Annotated in this window: 19 protein-coding genes; 11 read left to right on the top strand and 8 right to left on the bottom strand. The window is 46.7% G+C overall.

The genetic code is table 11. The features are described from left to right. On the top strand, nt 1–723 hold a 723-nt coding region (locus AC5M9B_RS00940), incomplete at its 5' end, for an RHS repeat domain-containing protein (RefSeq protein ID WP_487648107.1). A gap of 55 nt (nt 724–778) precedes the next feature. Next, nucleotides 779–1,294 carry a hypothetical protein gene (locus tag AC5M9B_RS00935; RefSeq protein ID WP_487648106.1) on the top strand — a complete coding sequence of 172 codons (516 nt, stop codon included), beginning with the start codon at nt 779–781 and terminating at the stop codon, nt 1,292–1,294. Nucleotides 1,295–1,455: 161 nt separating this feature from the next. Here AC5M9B_RS00935 and AC5M9B_RS00930 read toward each other — a convergent pair whose 3' ends face one another. Continuing rightward, a complete protein-coding gene (locus tag AC5M9B_RS00930; protein WP_487648105.1) occupies nt 1,456–1,767 on the bottom strand; it encodes a hypothetical protein in 312 nt (103 codons plus the stop codon). Here AC5M9B_RS00930 and AC5M9B_RS00925 point away from each other — a divergent pair. Then, complete coding sequence (locus AC5M9B_RS00925) at nt 1,726–2,097, top strand: hypothetical protein (RefSeq protein ID WP_487648104.1); 372 nt, start codon at nt 1,726–1,728, stop codon at nt 2,095–2,097. The genes AC5M9B_RS00930 and AC5M9B_RS00925 overlap by 42 nt on opposite strands. 629 nt (nt 2,098–2,726) lie before the next feature. On the opposite strand, the gene AC5M9B_RS00920 is transcribed toward AC5M9B_RS00925, so the two are convergent. After that, nucleotides 2,727–2,927, bottom strand: coding sequence for a protein MIGRI (locus AC5M9B_RS00920; protein WP_070655491.1), 201 nt, complete (start codon nt 2,925–2,927; stop codon nt 2,727–2,729). Between the two features lie 156 nt (nt 2,928–3,083). Between AC5M9B_RS00920 and metX the strand changes: the two genes are divergently transcribed. Together metX and metW are read left to right on the top strand one after the other, a co-directional pair. Continuing rightward, nucleotides 3,084–4,223, top strand: a complete 1,140-nt coding sequence (gene metX, locus AC5M9B_RS00915) for a homoserine O-succinyltransferase MetX (RefSeq protein WP_415770979.1) — start codon at nt 3,084–3,086, stop codon at nt 4,221–4,223. Then, nucleotides 4,220–4,801, top strand: a complete 582-nt coding sequence (gene metW / locus AC5M9B_RS00910; RefSeq protein ID WP_003743445.1) for a methionine biosynthesis protein MetW — start codon at nt 4,220–4,222, stop codon at nt 4,799–4,801. Before metX ends, metW begins: the two co-directional genes overlap by 4 nt. A 765-nt stretch (nt 4,802–5,566) precedes the next feature. On the opposite strand, the gene rep is transcribed toward metW, so the two are convergent. Further along, nucleotides 5,567–7,567, bottom strand: coding sequence for a DNA helicase Rep (gene rep, locus AC5M9B_RS00905; protein ID WP_455007639.1), 2,001 nt, complete (start codon nt 7,565–7,567; stop codon nt 5,567–5,569). A 131-nt stretch (nt 7,568–7,698) separates the two neighbouring features. Further along, nucleotides 7,699–8,556 (bottom strand): CAF17-like 4Fe-4S cluster assembly/insertion protein YgfZ, encoded by an 858-nt coding sequence (ygfZ, locus tag AC5M9B_RS00900; RefSeq protein ID WP_487648103.1) that lies wholly within the window; start codon nt 8,554–8,556, stop codon nt 7,699–7,701. A gap of 120 nt (nt 8,557–8,676) precedes the next feature. On the opposite strand from ygfZ, the gene AC5M9B_RS00895 reads away from it, so the two are divergent. From AC5M9B_RS00895 to recR, 3 genes are all read left to right on the top strand, one after another. Beyond that, the gene (locus tag AC5M9B_RS00895; RefSeq protein ID WP_154885809.1) at nt 8,677–9,030 is read left to right on the top strand and encodes an ArsC family reductase; all 354 of its coding nucleotides are present in this window, start codon (nt 8,677–8,679) and stop codon (nt 9,028–9,030) included. 81 nt (nt 9,031–9,111) lie between these two features. Continuing rightward, nucleotides 9,112–10,647 carry a SurA N-terminal domain-containing protein gene (locus AC5M9B_RS00890; RefSeq protein WP_487648102.1) on the top strand — a complete coding sequence of 512 codons (1,536 nt, stop codon included), beginning with the start codon at nt 9,112–9,114 and terminating at the stop codon, nt 10,645–10,647. A 76-nt stretch (nt 10,648–10,723) separates the two neighbouring features. After that, nucleotides 10,724–11,344, top strand: coding sequence for a recombination mediator RecR (recR, locus tag AC5M9B_RS00885; protein ID WP_455007642.1), 621 nt, complete (start codon nt 10,724–10,726; stop codon nt 11,342–11,344). 110 nt (nt 11,345–11,454) lie between these two features. Here the strand turns inward: recR and AC5M9B_RS00880 are convergent, their stop codons facing one another. Beyond that, a complete protein-coding gene (locus AC5M9B_RS00880; protein ID WP_455007643.1) occupies nt 11,455–11,739 on the bottom strand; it encodes a hypothetical protein in 285 nt (94 codons plus the stop codon). A 213-nt stretch (nt 11,740–11,952) separates the two neighbouring features. Between AC5M9B_RS00880 and AC5M9B_RS00875 the strand changes: the two genes are divergently transcribed. Then, the gene (locus tag AC5M9B_RS00875) at nt 11,953–13,203 is read left to right on the top strand and encodes a lipoprotein-releasing ABC transporter permease subunit (RefSeq protein WP_049229322.1); all 1,251 of its coding nucleotides are present in this window, start codon (nt 11,953–11,955) and stop codon (nt 13,201–13,203) included. Continuing rightward, entirely contained in the window at nt 13,196–13,882 is a 687-nt protein-coding gene (lolD, locus tag AC5M9B_RS00870; RefSeq protein ID WP_107824837.1) for a lipoprotein-releasing ABC transporter ATP-binding protein LolD, read from the top strand. Before AC5M9B_RS00875 ends, lolD begins: the two co-directional genes overlap by 8 nt. Nucleotides 13,883–13,999: 117 nt before the next feature. Here the strand turns inward: lolD and ubiE are convergent, their stop codons facing one another. The 3 genes from ubiE to AC5M9B_RS00855 all read right to left on the bottom strand — a co-directional run bounded on the left by ubiE (nt 14,000) and on the right by AC5M9B_RS00855 (nt 17,009). Beyond that, complete coding sequence (gene ubiE, locus AC5M9B_RS00865) at nt 14,000–14,737, bottom strand: bifunctional demethylmenaquinone methyltransferase/2-methoxy-6-polyprenyl-1,4-benzoquinol methylase UbiE (protein ID WP_003743261.1); 738 nt, start codon at nt 14,735–14,737, stop codon at nt 14,000–14,002. Between the two features lie 183 nt (nt 14,738–14,920). After that, entirely contained in the window at nt 14,921–15,361 is a 441-nt protein-coding gene (locus tag AC5M9B_RS00860) for a gamma-butyrobetaine hydroxylase family protein (RefSeq protein WP_016687913.1), read from the bottom strand. A gap of 361 nt (nt 15,362–15,722) precedes the next feature. Continuing rightward, nucleotides 15,723–17,009, bottom strand: coding sequence for a CAP domain-containing protein (locus AC5M9B_RS00855; RefSeq protein WP_070655513.1), 1,287 nt, complete (start codon nt 17,007–17,009; stop codon nt 15,723–15,725). A 338-nt stretch (nt 17,010–17,347) separates the two neighbouring features. Here AC5M9B_RS00855 and AC5M9B_RS00850 point away from each other — a divergent pair, with 338 nt between their 5' ends. Beyond that, nucleotides 17,348–18,676 (top strand): anaerobic C4-dicarboxylate transporter family protein, encoded by a 1,329-nt coding sequence (locus AC5M9B_RS00850; RefSeq protein WP_070655516.1) that lies wholly within the window; start codon nt 17,348–17,350, stop codon nt 18,674–18,676. Nucleotides 18,677–18,771: the final 95 nt, after the last annotated feature.

Genomic DNA, 18,771 nt, shown 5'->3' with positions numbered 1-18,771 from the left:
CAAGACGAAGCGCAATACCTCGCCTATTTCCACACCGACCAAGTCGGCATCCCGCGCGAGATGACCGACATCCACGGTAATCTGTTATGGTACGGCGAATACACCGCCTGGGGTCGTCTGAAAAAGGACGAGCGGGTTTACAAGGATGCGCATCAGCCGTTCAGACTGCAAAACCAATACTTCGATGAAGAGACCGGGCTGCATTACAACCTGATGCGTTATTACGAGCCTGAGGCCGGGCGATTTGTGAATCAGGATCCGATTGGGTTGTTGGGTGGATATAACCTGTATCAGTTTGCGCCGAATGTGCAGGAGTGGCTGGATCCGTTTGGATTGGCTAAAACTCCTACTCGAACATTACAAAATAACTGGCTAAATTATGTTGGCTCTAGGCATACTAATAGTGATATTCATCATGGCTTTCCTGAGGAATTTGCCGCTAGATTCAAAAAAATTGCAGATATAGATGTTAATAATCCTGAATACTACTATAACTTACCAAAAGAAAAACATACGAAAAAACCAGGAATCCATACCAATAGTTCTAGGACAGGAAAAAATTGGAATAAAACTTGGGCAGGAATTCTTGATCAAGTGGAAAAAATGAACTTATCAAAAACTGAAGCTAAGAAGTTCTTAGAAAAAAGACTGAGGGCTTTAGCTAGGAAAGAAAGAATTAGTAAGCATAATGCAAAAGCAGTGAAAAGAATGGGAAAATGTTAACGATATGGTATTGAAGGAAATATCTTTTATCAAAAAATTTATGGAGTATACTTTTATGTTCAAATTAAAATTATTTCCCGATGATTTTTTTAATATATGTATTAAACGTAAAGTAGAAATTAAAAAGTTAGATAAACTTCCCAAGCTAGATAATAACTATTTGTTATTTATTACTAAGTATCAAGAGGTGGAGATAATACCTGATATTTCTCTTTTTAATTACGAAGAAGCTTTAAATGAGAATAGATACTTAGAGTGTAATTATTCTGAAATATCAAGGTGTTTTTGGGGTATTGGACAAGCGGGACAGGGAGATGGATGGTTTTTAAATAAAATAGATAATACCATTTCTCATTATAATCATGATGCTGGAGAGTATACCAAATCTGGATTTACAAATTTAGGGATAGGTTTCCCACAATTTATCCAGTTGGCTTTGTTATACCGAGATTTAGAATACCTATTAGATGAAGGAGAGACACTTACGGATAATATAAAAACTGAGTTTATAAATTCAGTAAATAGTATAAGTAATAATTTGTTTAATGTTTATCCATTTAAGTATTTTTAATTGGAATATTCAATAAATTTATTAAGCAAGCCGTAGCCCGCACAAAACCTTCAGTTCTGACGTAGAGTGTGTGCGGTACGTATGCACGCGGTTTCTGTTTTTCAGACGACCTCACTATCTTCTTTGAGGTCGTCTGAACCATTTGTTCTTTAACAATCTCATTAGCAGTTAACCACGACACCCTCGACCAACTCGTCTGCTTTACCGACTGTACCGGCGAAACCACCCGTTTCGGTTACACCGAATACGGCGATCTCGAAACCGTTACCGACGCGCTGGGCCATACCACCCGCCACCACTACGACGCAGCAGGCAACCCCGTCCGTACCGACTATCCCGACGGCAGTCACGAAACCTTCGAATACGACTGCCTCAACCGACTGACCGCCCACATCGACGGACTCGGTGCCAAAACCGCCTACGAACTCGCAGTGGACGGACTGCCGCTCAAACGCACCAACGCACTGGGCCATACCTTCGCCTACGCCTACGACAAAGCCCGCCGTCTGACCGTCCTCACCAACGAAAACGGCGAAACCTACCGTCTCAATTACGACCAAACCGACAACCTGATCCAAGAAACCGGCTGGGACGGCAAAATCACCGCCTACGGTTACGATGCCGCCGGACAACTGGTTCAACAGACCGAATACGGCCAAAGCAATAATGAAGGTCGTCTGAAAGACCGACCCGAGACTTGGCACCGAGCGGTTTGTTTTTTTGTATTGGTTGGTTTGAGTATCAATGGGAATACCCTCGTTGGGTTTGGCACAAATTGTGGCACAAATGACCGCAACCAGTAGTATATGAACAGATAAAAAACGCCCTAAATCAAGGGCGTTTGTCTATACACATACTACTGGTTACGGGCTAGGTGGGTTCAATTCCCCCCGCCTCCACCAAACCTAATTTTCAGCAGTATCCTGTAATACACATAGAGCCTTGAGCCATAACGGTTTCAAGGCTTTTTTATCGCCTTGGTTATGCTAGCGTATGCTTGGATTTTTATCATTTATGGGGTAACTTTTGGGGTAAGTTTTCAGGAATTTCATCAAAACGTGTTTCAAATGTACCGTTTGTTTATTCGAAGTTTTGTATCCATTCTGCTAAAGCGGTTATGCTAAAAAACACAGTTTTATTGTATAGTGGATTAACAAAAATCAGGACAAGGCGACGAAGCCGCAGACAGTACAGCTAGTACGGCAAGGCGAGGCAACGCCGTACTGGTTTTAAGTTAATCCACTATACCGTTTGTCTAGTTGAAGTTTTGTACCTATTCTGCTAAAACGGTTATGCTAAAAAACACAGTTTTATTGTAACGTTTCAAACATTTCCTCTCGGGCTGCTTTTCCATCAATCGGACAGAGGTCGTCTGAAAATGCAGATTTGCGTTTTCAGACGACCTTTTATTTGTTTTGCTATTAACACTCGGTCAATAAGAATTTGGAATGTGTTTGAAATACAGCATGACCAGATACCAAAACAGCGTTGCTGTAGCTGCGCCGAGCAGCACCCATGCGCTAATTTTGGTGACATCGCGCAGGGCGCGTTTTTGCTTGCGGCTGAAGAGGCGGTTGATAATCAGCGCGGCAAGTGCGAAAAAGAAGAATATGCGGAAAAGTCTGCCTATCATATCGGGAAGTGAGGAGGTCGTCTGAAAAAGTATGGTTCGGTTGCGGCGGCATGGGGAAGGATGTTTCAGCGCATCAGGCTGCTTGTCCGACCGTGTCAAAAAGTCATGCCGTTTGCTATATAATAACGCTTTTCGCCGCATTTGTTGGAACAGGATATGAGTCAAAATGCCTCGGTGGGCATTGTAACGCCCCAAAAAATTCCGTTTGAGATGCCGCTGGTTTTGGAAAACGGTAAAACTTTGCCTCGTTTCGATCTGATGATTGAAACCTACGGCGAGCTGAATGCCGAAAAAAACAATGCGGTTTTAATCTGCCATGCGCTGTCGGGCAACCATCATGTTGCGGGCAGGCATTCGGCGGAGGATAAATACACAGGCTGGTGGGACAATATGGTCGGACCCGGCAAACCGATTGATACGGAACGTTTTTTCGTGGTCGGTTTGAACAATCTGGGCGGCTGCGACGGCAGCAGCGGGCCTTTGTCGATCAATCCTGAAACGGGCAGGGAATACGGCGCGGATTTTCCGGTAGTTACGGTGAAGGACTGGGTAAAATCCCAAGCCGCGCTTGCCGACTATCTCGGCATCGAACAATGGGCGGCGGTTGTCGGCGGCAGCTTGGGCGGCATGCAGGCTTTGCAGTGGACGATTTCCTATCCGGAGCGCGTGCGCCATGCCTTAGTGATTGCGTCTGCGCCGAAACTCTCGACGCAAAATATCGCGTTTAATGATGTAGCGCGTCAGGCGATTTTGACCGATCCCGATTTCAACGAAGGACATTACCGCAGCCACAATACCGTTCCCGCACGGGGCTTGCGGATTGCCCGCATGATGGGACACATTACTTATCTTGCCGAAGACGGTTTGGGTAAAAAATTCGGGCGCGATTTGCGTTCAAACGGCTATCAATACGGCTTTGGCGTTGAATTCGAAGTGGAATCCTATCTGCGCTATCAGGGCGACAAATTCGTCGGACGGTTTGATGCCAACACTTACCTGCTTATGACCAAGGCTTTGGACTATTTCGATCCGGCGGCGGATTTTGGCGACAGCCTGACCCGCGCCCTGCAAAATGTGAAAGCGAAATTCTTTGTCGCCAGCTTCAGCACTGACTGGCGTTTCTCGCCCGCGCGTTCCAAAGAGCTGGTCAAAGCGCTGATTGCCGCGCACAAGCCGGTGCAGTATATCGAAGTCAAATCCAACCACGGCCATGACGCCTTTTTGATGGAAGACGAAGCCTATATGCGCGCCGTAGCGGTTTATATGAACAATGTTGACAAGGATTGCCGATCATGAATTTGCGCGACGATTTACAGTTGATTTACGACTGGATTCCTGAAGGCAGCCGCGTCTTAGACTTGGGCTGCGGCGACGGCGAATTGCTGGCGGCCTTGGTGGAACACAAAAAATGCAGCGGCTACGGCATCGAAATCGATACCGACAGCGTCATCGCCGCCATGTCGCGCGGCGTGAACGTCATTCAAGCCGATTTGGAGCAGGGTTTGGCAGAATTTGGCGATCAGACGTTTGACGTTATCGTCTTGAGCCAAACCATCCAAGCCATGCAAAACACCGAAAAAATCCTGCGCTGCCTCATGCGCGTGGCGAAACAGGCGATTGTCAGCTTCCCAAATTTCGGCTACTGGCGCAACCGCTTCCAAATCGCTATCGGCGGGCATATGCCGGTTTCCGAACGCATGCCCTACCATTGGTACGACACGCCGAATATCCATTGGTGTACGCTCAAAGACTTTGATTTATTGTGTGCCAAAAACAAAATCCGCGTCCTCGAGCGCGCGGTCATGACGGGCAACAAACAGGTCAAACACTTCCCCAACCTTTTGGGCAGCTTGGCGTTTTACCGCGTCGGGTAAGATAGCTTGAGAACCTTGTTGGCAATAACGAGGTTTTTGAGTTGTACTAACAAGAGGTCGCCTGAAAAATGAAATGGCAGATTTTCAGACGACCTCTTTATGTCGATAAACCTTATTTGAAAATTGTGTTTGATGAAAGTGGGAAAGTGTTTGATTACCGTATATGAAAATGCCTCCAATCCGGTAAGCGGGATTGATTTGATATGATGGATTTGGAGCGTAAAAGGAGAGGGTGGAAATCTGGACTTATTGGGCATTTGTTGAGCATTTGATGCGCTAGCAGCTTGATTTGACGCACTCGAATCTGTTTTGTTTTGCGCTTAATTCAATATCGAAAAAACCTTGAAAATACACATGACGTAAAAACGGCCTTGATGGGATGAACCATCAAGGCCGTTTGATTTTTATCCCCGATTAGTGGGGCAAGTCTTCCGACTGCACTCGGTTAAAAAATTTCATTATTTTCAATCTTCTATACAGTTAAGAAAGGTTAGTATTTTTCCTTAACCAACAAAGACATTATTTAATAAAACCTTAATTGAAAAGAGCAGCCGAAAGACAGACTTTTCGCTATCCGTCGGAAAACTTGTAGTGCGGATTATAGCCATGTATTTTACATTCGACAACGCTGCTTTTGAATTATTGAGGCTTACACAGATTTGTTGTCCTTTCAGGCTGACAGGAGGAATCCGGAACACTACAAATTAAAGAAGCGTACCATGTGCAACCTATTTCAGACGACCTTTTGCTGGTCCATCTCTCGTTTCAGCCTTTCCCTTTCGCCGCCAACATATCCAGCATCCCCGCCAGATGACTTCTGCCTTCTTCCTTGCTCACAATCGGTTCGCCGCCTTTGCGCCCTAAAATCTTGATGTCTTCCTGCGGCATTTCGTCTATGAAGCGGCTGGGTTCGGGGAACTGCCATGTGCCTTGTTTTTTGCGTTTGACGCAGTGGGTCAGCGTAAGCTGGCGTTTGGCGCGGGTGATGCCGACGTACATCAGGCGGCGTTCTTCTTCGACGTTTTCTTCTTCGATGCTGTCGTTGTGCGGCAGGATGCCCTCTTCGCAGCCGACGAGGAAGACGTAGGGGTATTCCAAGCCTTTGGAGGCGTGCAGGGTCGAGAGTTTGACGGCATCGACTTCTTCTTCGCTTTTGCCTTCCAAGAGCGTCATTAGGGCGACGGTTTGGGCAAGTTCGATGATGTTTTTGCCGTCTTGTTCGCCCTTGCGCGCCAACCAGCCGGTCAGGTCGCTGACGTTGCGCCATTTGATTTCGCCTGCTTTGCCTTCCTCACTGGCAAGCAGGTGGTTTTCGTAGTCGATTTCTTTGAGCAGGCTGTTGATGAGTTCGCCTGCTTCGCTGGTTTCGGCTTTGGCGCGGTAGCCGCCGAACATATTCATAAAGGTTTGCAGGTGTTGGCGGTTGGTATTGTTCAGTAACGCGAGGGCTTCTTCGGTTTGCGCGGCTTCATACAGGCTGCATTCGTGTTCGTGCGCGTAGGTGTTGAGTTTGCCGAGCGTTACATCGCCGATGCCGCGTTTGGGTGTGGTAACGGCGCGCAGGAAGGCAGGATCGTCGTTGGGGTTGGCAAGCAGGCGCAAATAGGACAAAACGTCTTTGATTTCGGCTTTGTCAAAAAAGCTTTGTCCGCCAGAGAGTTGGTAAGGAACGCGCGCGCTGCGTAAGGCTTCTTCAAAAATCCGCGCCTGATGGTTGCCGCGGTATAACACGGCGAAATCGGCGTATTGGGTTTTGTCGCCGCCGACCAGCTTCTGTTTGACGATTTGGCTGACGACCCAGTCGGCTTCGTGTTGCTCGTTTTGGCAGGCGACGACTTTGACGATTTCGCCTTCGCCGAACTGCGACCAAAGTTTTTTGGTGAACAGCTTGGGATTGTTTTCAATGACTTTGTTGGCGATTTTGAGAATCCGCGCGGTGGAACGGTAGTTTTGCTCCAGCTTGATGATTTTCATTTGTGGATAATCTTCCTGCATTTTGCGCAGGTTTTCCATGTTCGCGCCGCGCCAAGCGTAGATGGACTGGTCGTCGTCGCCGACAGCGGTAAACATGCCTTCCGCGCCGGTCAGCAGCTTCATCAGCGTAAATTGGCAGGTGTTGGTGTCTTGGCATTCGTCAACTAACAGATAACGCAGCCGCCGCTGCCATTTGTTGCGCACTTCGCTGTTTTGCTGCAACAGCACGGCGGGCAGGCGGATTAAGTCGTCGAAGTCCACTGCCTGATAGCTTTGCATAGTTTCCTGATAGCTCGCATACACGCGCGCGATTTGTTCTTCCCAAGCGTTTGAGGCCGTCTGAAGCACGTCTTCCGGCGTTTTTAAATCGTTTTTCCACAGGGAAATCTGATGCTGCGCTTTGAATAAGGCTTCTTTTCCCGTGCCGCCCAAGAGTTCGCCGATGATTTTTGCGCTGTCGGTGGAATCAAGGATGGAAAAGTTTTTTTTGTAACCGATATGGTTCGCCTCTTCGCGCAGAATCTTCATACCCAAAGAGTGGAACGTGCAAATCGTCAGCCCGCGCGTTTGCGATTTGGGCAGCATTCTGGCGACGCGCTCCTGCATTTCCGTGGCGGCTTTATTGGTGAAGGTAATCGCGGCGACGGTATGCGGCAGATAGCCGACATTGACAATCAAATGCTTGATTTTTTGCGTAATCACGCCGGTTTTGCCGCTGCCGGCGCCGGCAAGCACGAGCAGAGGCCCGCCGAGGTATTGGACGGCGGCTTGCTGTTGGGGGTTGAGTTTCATGGGGAAAGAGTAGGGGAGTGTGTGAGGAAGAATTATATAACAGCCGTCGAAAAGGGATGTAAGGAGGGGACAAAAGGTCGTCTGAAACCTTATTCCGAAAGATTTCAGACGACCTTGTTATCTTGGACAGGCTATTCTTCAGAAACGGAAAAGAAAAGTTTTTCCTGTTTCAATATGTTACCGTCTGCATCCGTAAGAGGAGATTGCGCTGCGGAAAACTTGATGACGGCAAGGCTTAAGCTGCCATTTTCAGTTAGCGCAGTGTTGATGATTTGTCCGGCTTCCGCACCTTCGGAAACCACGCCTATACCTGCTGCTTCCAATGAATCTCCGCTCAATACCGCCAGCCCGCGTTTTACTTGGCCGCGATATTGGGCGCGCGCAATAATTTCTTGACCGGGATAGCAGCCTTTTTTGAAATGTACGCCGCCGATGATGTGTTGGTTGAGCATTTGCGCAACAGCGGTTTCTTTGGTCGCAGCAGAAATCCATGGATAGCCGCTGCGGATTTCGTGCAGATTCCACGCATTTTCGGCTTGGGCATCATATTCGGGCAGCAGCGACGCCTCACCGATTTTCAGACGACCTTTATGGGGCAGGGGAATGGTATATACACCGTTTTCCAGTAATGCCTCGAAAGAAAGGCTGGGTGAGTCGGGCGGGGTAGCAGGGCAGCTTTCATCGAGCATACCTGCAACGGCAAAATCGGGTAGGGGGGTAAATTCGACTTTAGCGCGCAATACGAACATACGTAGCCGTTTCACGATAGATTCAGCCAAATCCGCCGCCATAACCAGCAATAAATCTTCCCCTCGGTTTAATACAACCATATTCGCCAAAACACGCCCCTTAGGTGTGTTGTAAGTCGCGTAGCAGGCATGATTTACAGGTAAGTGATTAATGTCATTGGATAGTTGGCCATGGAGAAATGAAGCGCGATCTTCTCCGCCGACACGGATGACGCTGAAAAAAGGTAAACGGCTTTGCATAGGGAATCCTTCTATAACCTGTTTCCCAATTAAGGGATTGTGGATAGGTATTCTAGCTTATTTCACTTGGGGAATGTAGTAAAATGAGAGCTTACCAAGCATCAGCAAGAAAGAAACAGCATGATTGAATTATACGGAATCACAAATTGCGACACAGTTAAAAAGGCACGCAACTGGTTGGCTGAAAATAATATTGTGTACGAATTTTCCGATTTTAAGAAAAACGCCCCAAGCGAGGCAGTTATCCGTCAATGGTTGGAACAGGTTCCTTTGGAAATCCTGCTCAACAAACGTGGTACGACATGGCGCAAACTTGACGATGCAGACCGTCAAGCAGCCGAAAATAATCTGGACGAGGCAGTTCAACTGATGGCGGAAAATCCAAGTTTGATCAAACGTCCGGTTTTGCGTAAAGAGGGCAGGGTTTACGTCGGATTTTCTGTTGAAAACTATCAGAAGATTTTTTCGGAATAAAACGTCGTCTGAAAGATGCGGAGTCCTTGAAAAAACGCTACAATGCGCGTTTGCCATTAACCATTACGCCCTCAAACCAATATGTTCCATACCGTTGAAAAATATAAAACTCCCGCCCAAATCCTACTGGGTCTGATTGCGTTGACCTTTATCGGCTTTGGTGTTGAAACTGCGAGAAACTCCGGCTCCGACTATATCGTCAAGGTCGGCAGCGAAAAAATAAGCGACCATACCTTGAATAATGCCGTACAGGCGGAACAGGCCGTAGGCGGCGGGCAAAGCCGCGAAGCTATATTTAGCGGACTGGTTCAGCGTGCCTATCTGAAAGAGGGTGCAAAGATGATGGGCATAGATGTGTCTATGGATCAGGTTAAGCAGGCTATTGTCGATGATCCGGCATTTCATGATGCCAACGGTAAATTCAGTCAGGCATTGTTTACGCAATATCTGAGCCAACGCCATATGTCCGAAGACCAATTTATCGATGATTTACGAGAGCAGTTTGCCTTACAAAATTTGATTAACTTGGTTCAGAACGGGGCAATTATCAGCGATTCTCAAGCAGAGCAGCTGATTAAGCTGACTCAGTCAAACCGTACCATCCGTTCATTTACATTCAGCCCGGAAACATTTGCGGCACAAGTCAAAACGGATGATGCCACTTTGCAACGTTATTATGAATCGCATAAAAAAGATTATCTGATTCCCCAAGCTGTGAAGCTTGAATACGTTGCCCTGAATGCAGCTCATTTGGCGGAGAAGCAAAGCGTCAGTGCGGATGAAGTCAAAAAAGCATTTGACGAAGAAGTTGCCGCATTGCCACAAAATGCTCCTAAGCCTGAGTTTGACAAAGAAAAAGCACGCATTGAGGCTGCTTTGAAACTTAAAAAAGCCTCCGCTGATTTTAATGCCGCCAAAGAAAACCTTGCTGAAGAAGCGTTTAATCATCCGAATTCCTTAGATGAGGCGGCGAAAAAACTAGGTTTGAAAATCGAAACTTCCGATCAATGGCTGACGCAGGCCGATGCCAAAGCGGCAGGTATGCCCGATGCGTTGATTAGCGCGGCATTCAGCGAAGATGTCTTGAAGAAAAAACACAATTCAGACATTATCAATATTGACAACAATACTGTTTGGGTCGTTCGCGCCAAAGAAGTCCGTGAAGAAAAAACAGCCGGATTTACCGAAGCGAGAGATAAAGTTCAGGCTGCCTATGTCCGTAGCGAATCGGTTAAACTTGCCGAGAAGAAAGCGCAAGAAACTTTGGCGGACTTGAAAGCAGGAAAGAACGTAGATTTACAATGGTCGCCCGTTGAGCAGTTGTCAGCACAGGACGCTCGAAAATCCATGCCGCCCGAAGCCTACAACGAATTGATCAAAGCCCGCCCTGCGAATGGCAAACCGGCTTTTGCTTTGTTGGAAGGGCTGCCTTCGCCGGTTATTATGGAAGTTCAAAGCATTGCTGCACCGGAAAATGTTTCGGCACAAATTCCCGTCGCCAAACAGGCTTTGGTACAAAATCAATCTGCCAATATATTCAGCCGGTTGCTGCAATATCTGAGTAAGCAGATTGAGCAGGTTCAAGGTTCGCAAAAACTGGATAATTCTGCCGAATAAAACGGCACATTTTAAGCAAACGGTCGGATATTCCCGACCGTTTCGTTTACAAAGCCTTCAAAGGTCGTCTGAAAAAATGAGTAAATCACCCGATGCGTTGACACGCCTGATTAACGCTTTGAAAGTTCTGCCCAATGTAGGTCCCAAGTCTGCACAAAGGATGGCACATCAACTTTTGCAGCATAAACGGCAGGAAGCCGAAAATTTGGTTGAGGCTTTACAATACGCTTTGTTGCAAGTTCAACATTGCCGGATGTGCAACAATTTTTGCGAAAGTGATTTATGCGAGATTTGTTCCGATGCCAACCGTGATCCCCGCAGGCTGATGATAGTTCATATGCCTGCCGATGTTTCTAATATGGAAACAGCCAATTGCCATGACGGACTTTATTTCCTTTTAATGGGGCAGGTCAGTCCTGCCCAAGGCATGGATATTTCTCATATTTCTTTAGACAAACTGGTTGCGCGCCTGCAAAACAGCGAAGTGGAAGAAATTATTATCGCAACCAACTTTACCGCCGAAGGTGATGCGACAGCCTATGTGTTGGCGGAATTATTCAAACCTTTGCCCTATAAAGTCAGCCGTCTTGCACGAGGCATTCCTTTAGGCGGAGAGCTTGAATACGTCGATGCGGGCACTTTGGCACAGGCAGTATATGAACGGCGTATGTTGAAAACCGATTCGACGGAAGAGTAGGACAATCAACGCTAATAATGACAAACAACGCTAACAATGACAAAGGTCGTCTGAAAATGTTCAGACGACCTTTGTTATGAAAACATGATGTAGCAAATCAATCGGATAAATTATTTACAGTTTACGCCTTGAATTTGCGGAGACGAACCGCTGCCGACTTTAAATGTACAGGTTGTCGCGCTGTTGCCAGATACGGTAACAATCCCGCTACCCGCATTCAGGCTGACAGGCTCTTTAACACCCATCCCGACTGCAGTTGCAGCCAGTTTTTGGACGTCTGCATCAGAGTAAGATGTGTTATTTGAACTAATTTTGATTTCTTTTGCGTATGAATTGGCACTCAAAGCCAAGACGGCAGCAATGATGGGCAAAACCAAAATTTTACTGATTTTCATGAGGTTGTTTCCTTTTTTAATATCGGTAGTATGTACCGTTTGCTCAGAATAAGGCCATATGACGGATTATGCAAGCCTCAGGGCGAAATTTACGGTATTTGGCAGTTTGACCGTCGGCATTTACATACGGATGTCGGCTTATCGGAATGACTCGGACTAGGGCGATATTTTACGGTACAATATCCGATTTTCAACATACACTGGAGCATTCGGATGGTTTCTTTGGAAACATGGATCGGACTTCGCTATCTCAGGGCGAAAAAACGCAATGGATTCATGTCGTTTATTACCATGATTTCAATTATCGGTATTGCATTAGGCGTTACCGCGCTGATTACCGTGCTGTCTGTAATGAACGGTTTTCAAAAGGAAATCAGAGGGCAGTTACTGAATGTCGCCCCTCATGCTGAAATCGGTTATTACGATAATGGCAATGGGTTAGGATGGCAAAACCTTCGTGAAATCGTCAAAGATAAGAAAGAAGTATTGGCAAGTGCGCCTTATATATCCGATCAAGCCTTGCTTGCCAATGCGGGAGAAGTTAGAGGGGTTCAAATCCGCGGCATCTTACCATCCGAAGAAAAGAATGTTGTAGATTATGGAAAAGATATGCCTGCGGGCAGTTTCGACAGTCTGAAACCCGGTAACTTCGATATTATTTTAGGAGAAGGCTTGGCTCAAGCTTTAGGCGCGGAAGTCGGAGGAAAAGTTACCGTTATCACCCCTGAGGGCAATGTTACCCCCGCAGGCGTCGTACCTCGTCTGAAACAGTTCAACGTTGTAGGTTTAGTTAAAACAGGCGTATATGAAGTAGACAATTCCCTGGCGATGACGCATATCCAAGATGCCCAAGTATTGTATAGATTGGGTGAAAATTTCGGCGGGCTGCGCCTGAAACTGGCTGACCCGCAAAATGCTCCCTCGTTTACTGCAAATTTAATCCCGCCTTCCAAAAAAGATTCAATTTGGGTTAGAGACTGGACATTCAATAACCGCAGCTACTTTGAAGCAGTAGAGTTGGAAAAACGCATGATGTTCATCATCCTGACGTTGATTATCGCCGTTGCAGCCTTCAATTTGGTATCGTCCTTAGTGATGGCGGTAACGGAGAAACAAGCCGATATTGCCATTTTGCGCACATTGGGTCTTGCTCCATCAGGAGTTATGAAAATTTTCATGGTGCAAGGGGCTTTTGCAGGCTTTTTTGGAACGCTTATCGGCGTGGTATGCGGCGTATTACTCGGTTGGAACGTTGGCAAAATCGTTGCATTCTTTGAAAAACTTTTCGGCGTCCACCTTATCAACTCACAAATCTATTTTATCGACTATTTGCCCAGCGACGTAAACATGCGAGATGTGGCGGTTATTTCCTGTATTTCTTTAGGATTGGCATTCCTTGCCACACTCTATCCAAGTTGGCGTGCAGCTAAAACACAACCGGCGGAGGCCTTACGATATGAATAACAATATAGTATTGAAATGCACAAATATCGGAAAAAGTTACCGGGACGGCTCATTAAATGTACAAGTATTGAAAAACCTGAATCTTGAAGTAAAAGAAGGAGAAGGTATCAGTATTATCGGTTCGTCAGGTAGCGGTAAATCAACCCTTTTACATATTTTAGGCGGCTTGGATAAACCATCAGAGGGGAAAATTACCTTGATGAATCAAGACATAAGCGATATGTCTCAGAGACAACTGGGAGAATTGCGCAATAATTATCTGGGTTTTGTTTACCAATTCCATCATTTGCTGCCTGAATTTTCTGCACTTGAAAACGTAATGATGCCGCTTTTAATCGGCAAAAAAAACAAAGCGGAAGCAGAAACGCAAGCTGCCGATATGCTTGAAAAAGTTGGATTGAAACAAAGGATATTACACCGTCCAAGCGAACTGTCAGGAGGCGAAAGACAACGTGCTGCCATCGCAAGAGCCTTAGTTACACGCCCCAAATGCCTTCTGGCTGATGAACCGACAGGTAATTTAGATAGGAAAAATGCCCAAAACATTTTGGACATGATGATGGATCTGAAAACAGAATTAAATACAAGCCTGATTGTTGTTACTCATGATGATGAGCTTGCCATGCGGTTTGAAAGAGTAATGACCATGCAGGATGGACATTTACAAAGTAAGGCATAATGTATAAATTCGCATAATGTATATTATGTCAAATTTATTCGATAGTAGTATTTTAAAGACCATCTTAATTATCAGATGGCCTTTTTTTTGTTTATGGATATCTTAGAATTTTATTCCCTAAAATTTCACGCCTTTATGCAATGCTACAATCCCTGCGCTCATATTATGATAGTCCACGCTGTCGAACCCTGCGTCCAGCATCATCTGTTTCAAAGTTTCTTGGTCGGGATGCATACGGATGGATTCAGCCAGATATTGATAGCTGTCGGCATCTTTTGCAATCAGTTTGCCCATAACCGGCAGCAGCTTGAAGGAATACAGGTCGTACACGCCTTCCAGCGGTTTATAGACTTTGGAAAACTCCAATACCAGCAGCGTGCCACCCGGTTTCAACACACGGTACATCTCTTTCAGCGCGGCATCTTTGTGTGTCATGTTGCGCAGACCGAAGGCGACGGAAACAAGATTGAAATAGTTGTCGGGAAACGGTAATTTTTCAGCATCAGCCAGCGATACGGGCAGAATCAGCCCTTCGTTGAGCAGTCGGTCGCGTCCGACGGTCAGCATCGAAGAATTGATGTCAGTCAGCCAGACTTCGCCCTCTTTTCCCACTCGTTTGGCCCAGCCTCGAGACAGATCGCCCGTACCGCCGGCAATATCCAATACTTTGTCGCCTTTTTTCAAGCGTGCGGTATTGATGGTGAAATGCTTCCAAACACGGTGCAGACCGCCGGACATCACATCGTTCATAATGTCATAGTTTTTCGCTACCGAATGGAATACTTCGGCTACCTTGCCTGCCTTTTCGTTCTCATCTACGGTACTGAAACCAAAATGGGTTTTGTGGTCGCTCATGTTGCCTGCCTTTTGATAAATTTAAAATTAAAATAATGTGAATTCAGATATTGAATACGTCGAAATCGCCAAGCATTTTCGACGCAGGAAATATATTTTTCGCCTGTCCCATCTTAAAACGTCGTGCGCAGCCTGCTTTGGTACCTAAAAATTGCATCTCCATATTTTCAGACGACCTTTTCGTCAATGTCTTCCGCCACAACCTCCGCTGCCGCAGGTATGGCCGGATTTCGGTTCGGCATTCAAATCGTCAGGAGAAGGAATACGGGACGCACCAGCCAGCTCCATACGGCGCAGGTAGTCCGCCCACAGCGCGTCGTAATTGTGCGCCAGTTTGTGCAGATAGGCCCAGTCGTATAAACCGCTGTTGTGGCCGTCTGAAAAAGTGATTTTCAAGGCGTAATTACCGACCGGCTCCAAATCAGCAACGGTAACGCTTGCCTTTCCGGTTTGTAAAACCTCCTGCCCTACGCCGTGTCCGCGCACTTCCGCACTGGGCGAATAAACACGCAAAAACTCTGCGGAAAGTGGTTTTTCATCAGCATCGTAACGCAGCGTCAACGATGCACGGTCTTTCGACAAACGGATTTCCGTCGGAATGAGGTTGTTTTCGTTCACGGTCATACTCCGGATTTTTTACGCAGCCACGCAACTCTGATGGAAAAAACGCCCCCGGCCGCAGCAAACAGCAAAATTAAATAAATAAAGGGACAGGCGTATCAAATTTATCCTCGTCTGCCCGATTAAGCCCAAAGGTAAATCATCAGTCCTGCAAATATTAAAAACGCCGAAACCATTAAAGCGATAGAAATGAAGGCCTAGCGGGTATTGGCATTGATTTTGTGATGACGGCTCGTGGCTGCGCAAGGGTTGCTGAACTTGAAGTCGGGTCATTCTATCAGTTTTGCAGGTTAATTTCGATAAAAGGTCGTCTGAAACGGAAACGCCTGTTTCAGACGACCTTTTGGCTTTTGCTTTATCAGGCTTACTCGATAAGCAGGACAACTGCTTTTTCGGTTTCTTCATTCGGCATCAGGCGCACGGCTGTGCCGGTTTTTCCTTTGAGGCGCACGAGGAAGCCTCCGGGTTTGCGTTCCAAAACCTCAAGCTTTGCATCACCTCGCGGGCGGAATGTGATTTTTTCGCACTCGCGAAGACACCAGTGATTTTTCCAATGAATGAAATAAATGTTATCCGGTTTGACGGCAAGCGTTTCTCCGCCATTAACGACAAAATAAGGATAATCGGGCTTTTTGGTTTTGAATGTCCATTCTGCTTTCTGTTTCTTACCGTTTTGACTGTATTCGAATACGGCGCGGTAGGCAGTGTCGTATTCGAGCGGCGATAGTGGGAAAAGCGCGAATTGTTTGTCGGTCAACTGTCCGTTTGGATCTGTGTATTTATCCAAAATTTTGGTTTTGTCGATTTCGTTTTTGCCTTGATAAAGTTTGAACGACAGCATCTTGACTTCGCCCCCATCGTCTGAAAATGCAATGCTGACGGGATTTCCGGTAAATTCATAACCGGGCATGGGATCAGGATGTTCGCCGTAAAAATCCGGCGCGGCAAAATTTCCCTTCGGATAAGCGATATACGCTAATTTTGTTTGATTTTTAATTTCGTCGGCGTAAACGATAGAGCCATTGAAACAAGAATTTTTATAGAAACGGCGGCCTGCTTCCGGATAAGATCGCCCTAACGAACACCAATGATTGAATTCCCGGTTGCCCTGATTGACGACGACGGCGGTTTTTCCGTTGCCATGCTCAACAGCTACGCCCGCTTCGTCAATATTTTGATCAAGCAAAGAAAAACGGTGGTAAATGGCTGTCATCAGGGCATCGGTTTGCTCGTGCAGGACAAGTGTGTTTTTAAATCCATCCTGATGGCGGTACTCGCCCGTGCTGATGTTTTCATGAACCCCATCGAAATAATAGCCGGCCTTGCGGGCGCGGTCGGAGGGCTTGTACCCTGTGTAAAATTGATTGTTTCGATGTTTTTCGTCATGGCCGTCTTCAGGATTGATCAGCAGATATTTGGCGTGCCTTCGGGCTGAGCGTTCCAATACCGGGGAATTCGACAGAGAATTCAAACCGGCAGCGGCACGCAAAAAATTAAGGTAACCCAAGCCGCTTAAAGATTCTACGGACGAACGGTCTTGACCGGCTTGCGGGTGGATAAGGTCATCTGAAAAGAAATAGCGATTTTGCTGGTAATAAAACAGACCAAGCGCGCCCGCTAATATTACCAGCCAGATGAAGATGGATTTCATATTGTCATTTTATAGAGTGAAATGAGTTTAACGTAATGATGAAAGAACTTGGCGAATCATACAGCATAATATCCGTAAACGTCGTCTGAAAAGCGCTGGTCAAGTGAAATAAATGTATTTTTATTACAGTAAAATATTGTTAAGCGAATCTGCCTGATTTATAATTCCTACCATATTAAAAGATGAAGTTTTTGTATTTTATAGGCAAATGACTTCATCCTCTTTTTGTCTTTTTGTCTGTTGAAAATATTGAATATTTGCTCCATCGGTATTGGTGTGACTAGCCTGAAGCTGATATTTGCTTTATATCCTCAAATTACGGAGTGTTCATGTCCACAATGTTTTTTATCCAGTTCGCCATCGTACTGGTGTGTATCTTAATCGGCGCGCAGGTCGGCGGTATCGGTTTGGGCGTACTCGGCGGTGTCGGGCTGGCGGTTTTGGCCTTTGGTTTTCATCTTGAGCCGACCAGTCCGCCGATTGACGTGATGCTGATGATTATGGCGGTCGTTTCTGCCGCCGCATCGATGCAGGCAAGCGGCGGCTTGGACTACATGATTAAAATCGCCACCCGCGTTTTACACCGCAATCCGAAATACATTACCTTCATCGCGCCTGCGGTCACATACCTGTTTACCGTATTGGCAGGTACAGGACATGTCGCATATTCGGTATTGCCCGTTATTGCCGAAGTCAGCCGCCGCAACGGTATCCGCCCGTCGCGCCCGTTGACGATGGCGGTCATCGCGTCACAATTTGCCATTGTTGCCAGCCCGATTGCGGCCGCGGTCGTTGCCTGCGTTACCTACCTTGAGCCTCAACACATTACCATGGCTGATGTGCTGAAAGTGACTGTTCCTTCAACTATTCTCGGTATCGGTCTCGCCTGCGTATTCGTCAACAAGCTCGGCAAAGAGTTGAAAGACGACCCGCATTATCAGGCGTTGCTGAAAGACCCGGAATATGTAAAAGCCAATGAAAAAGATTCGGTTGAAGTATCCAATGCGCCCGTCAGCAAAGAGGCGAAACTTTCAGTCGGGATTTTCCTTGCTGCTGCGTTGCTGGTGGTGGTCATGGGTGCCGTACCGGAGTTGCGCCCGACCTTCCAAACGGAAGAAGGGGCTAAACTGATGGGCATGGCGCACACCATCGAAATCGTCATGCTTTCCGCTGCCGCGCTGATTATCCTGCTTTGCAAACCGAATGGTAACGCGATTACCAAAGGCTCGGTGTTCCATGCGGGGATGCGCGCCGTTATCGCCGTATTCGGCGTGGCATGGCTGGGCGACACATTGATGCACGGTCATTTGGCCGAAGTCAAAGAAACCGTGTCGCATTTGGTCGAAACCGCGCCGTGGACTTTTGCGTTTGCCCTGTTCATTTTGTCCGTCTTGGTCAACAGCCAAGGGGCGACCGTTGCAACGCTGTTCCCCATCGGTATTTCGCTGGGCATTCCCGCTCCGATTATCATCGGCACGTTTGTCGCGGTGAACGGCTATTTCTTCATCCCGAACTACGGTCCGATTATCGCGGCGATTGATTTTGACAGCACGGGTTCGACCAAAATCGGCAAATTTATTTTCAACCACAGCTTTATGATTCCCGGCCTCTTGAGCATGGTGTTCAGTTTGGCATTCGGTTTGCTGCTGGCGAATTACTTCTTTTAAGGTCATCTGAAAAAAGGTCCTTGGATTCGGATTTCAAGTGCAACACTAGTGTATCAGTGGTTTGAACAGATTCAAGAATAAAACACTTGGCGTTT

The sequence above is a fragment of the Neisseria flava genome (assembly GCF_982712965.1).
The sequence above is the reverse complement of the archived record's forward strand: the minus strand, read 5'-3'. Positions and strand labels throughout refer to the sequence as shown.

Bases quoted from the DNA above. Each gene is read 5' to 3' on its own strand.
- AC5M9B_RS00935 (WP_487648106.1), top strand. From the start codon at position 779: ATGTTCAAATTAAAATTATTTCCCGATGATTTTTTTAATATATGTATT.
- AC5M9B_RS00930 (WP_487648105.1), bottom strand. From the start codon at position 1,767: ATGGCCCAGTGCGTTGGTGCGTTTGAGCGGCAGTCCGTCCACTGCGAG.
- AC5M9B_RS00920 (WP_070655491.1), bottom strand. From the start codon at position 2,927: ATGATAGGCAGACTTTTCCGCATATTCTTCTTTTTCGCACTTGCCGCG.
- metX (WP_415770979.1), top strand. From the start codon at position 3,084: ATGAGTCAAAATGCCTCGGTGGGCATTGTAACGCCCCAAAAAATTCCG.
- metW (WP_003743445.1), top strand. From the start codon at position 4,220: ATGAATTTGCGCGACGATTTACAGTTGATTTACGACTGGATTCCTGAA.
- rep (WP_455007639.1), bottom strand. From the start codon at position 7,567: ATGAAACTCAACCCCCAACAGCAAGCCGCCGTCCAATACCTCGGCGGG.
- ygfZ (WP_487648103.1), bottom strand. From the start codon at position 8,556: ATGCAAAGCCGTTTACCTTTTTTCAGCGTCATCCGTGTCGGCGGAGAA.
- AC5M9B_RS00895 (WP_154885809.1), top strand. From the start codon at position 8,677: ATGATTGAATTATACGGAATCACAAATTGCGACACAGTTAAAAAGGCA.
- AC5M9B_RS00890 (WP_487648102.1), top strand. From the start codon at position 9,112: ATGTTCCATACCGTTGAAAAATATAAAACTCCCGCCCAAATCCTACTG.
- recR (WP_455007642.1), top strand. From the start codon at position 10,724: ATGAGTAAATCACCCGATGCGTTGACACGCCTGATTAACGCTTTGAAA.
- AC5M9B_RS00880 (WP_455007643.1), bottom strand. From the start codon at position 11,739: ATGAAAATCAGTAAAATTTTGGTTTTGCCCATCATTGCTGCCGTCTTG.
- AC5M9B_RS00875 (WP_049229322.1), top strand. From the start codon at position 11,953: ATGGTTTCTTTGGAAACATGGATCGGACTTCGCTATCTCAGGGCGAAA.
- lolD (WP_107824837.1), top strand. From the start codon at position 13,196: ATGAATAACAATATAGTATTGAAATGCACAAATATCGGAAAAAGTTAC.
- ubiE (WP_003743261.1), bottom strand. From the start codon at position 14,737: ATGAGCGACCACAAAACCCATTTTGGTTTCAGTACCGTAGATGAGAAC.
- AC5M9B_RS00860 (WP_016687913.1), bottom strand. From the start codon at position 15,361: ATGACCGTGAACGAAAACAACCTCATTCCGACGGAAATCCGTTTGTCG.
- AC5M9B_RS00855 (WP_070655513.1), bottom strand. From the start codon at position 17,009: ATGAAATCCATCTTCATCTGGCTGGTAATATTAGCGGGCGCGCTTGGT.
- AC5M9B_RS00850 (WP_070655516.1), top strand. From the start codon at position 17,348: ATGTTTTTTATCCAGTTCGCCATCGTACTGGTGTGTATCTTAATCGGC.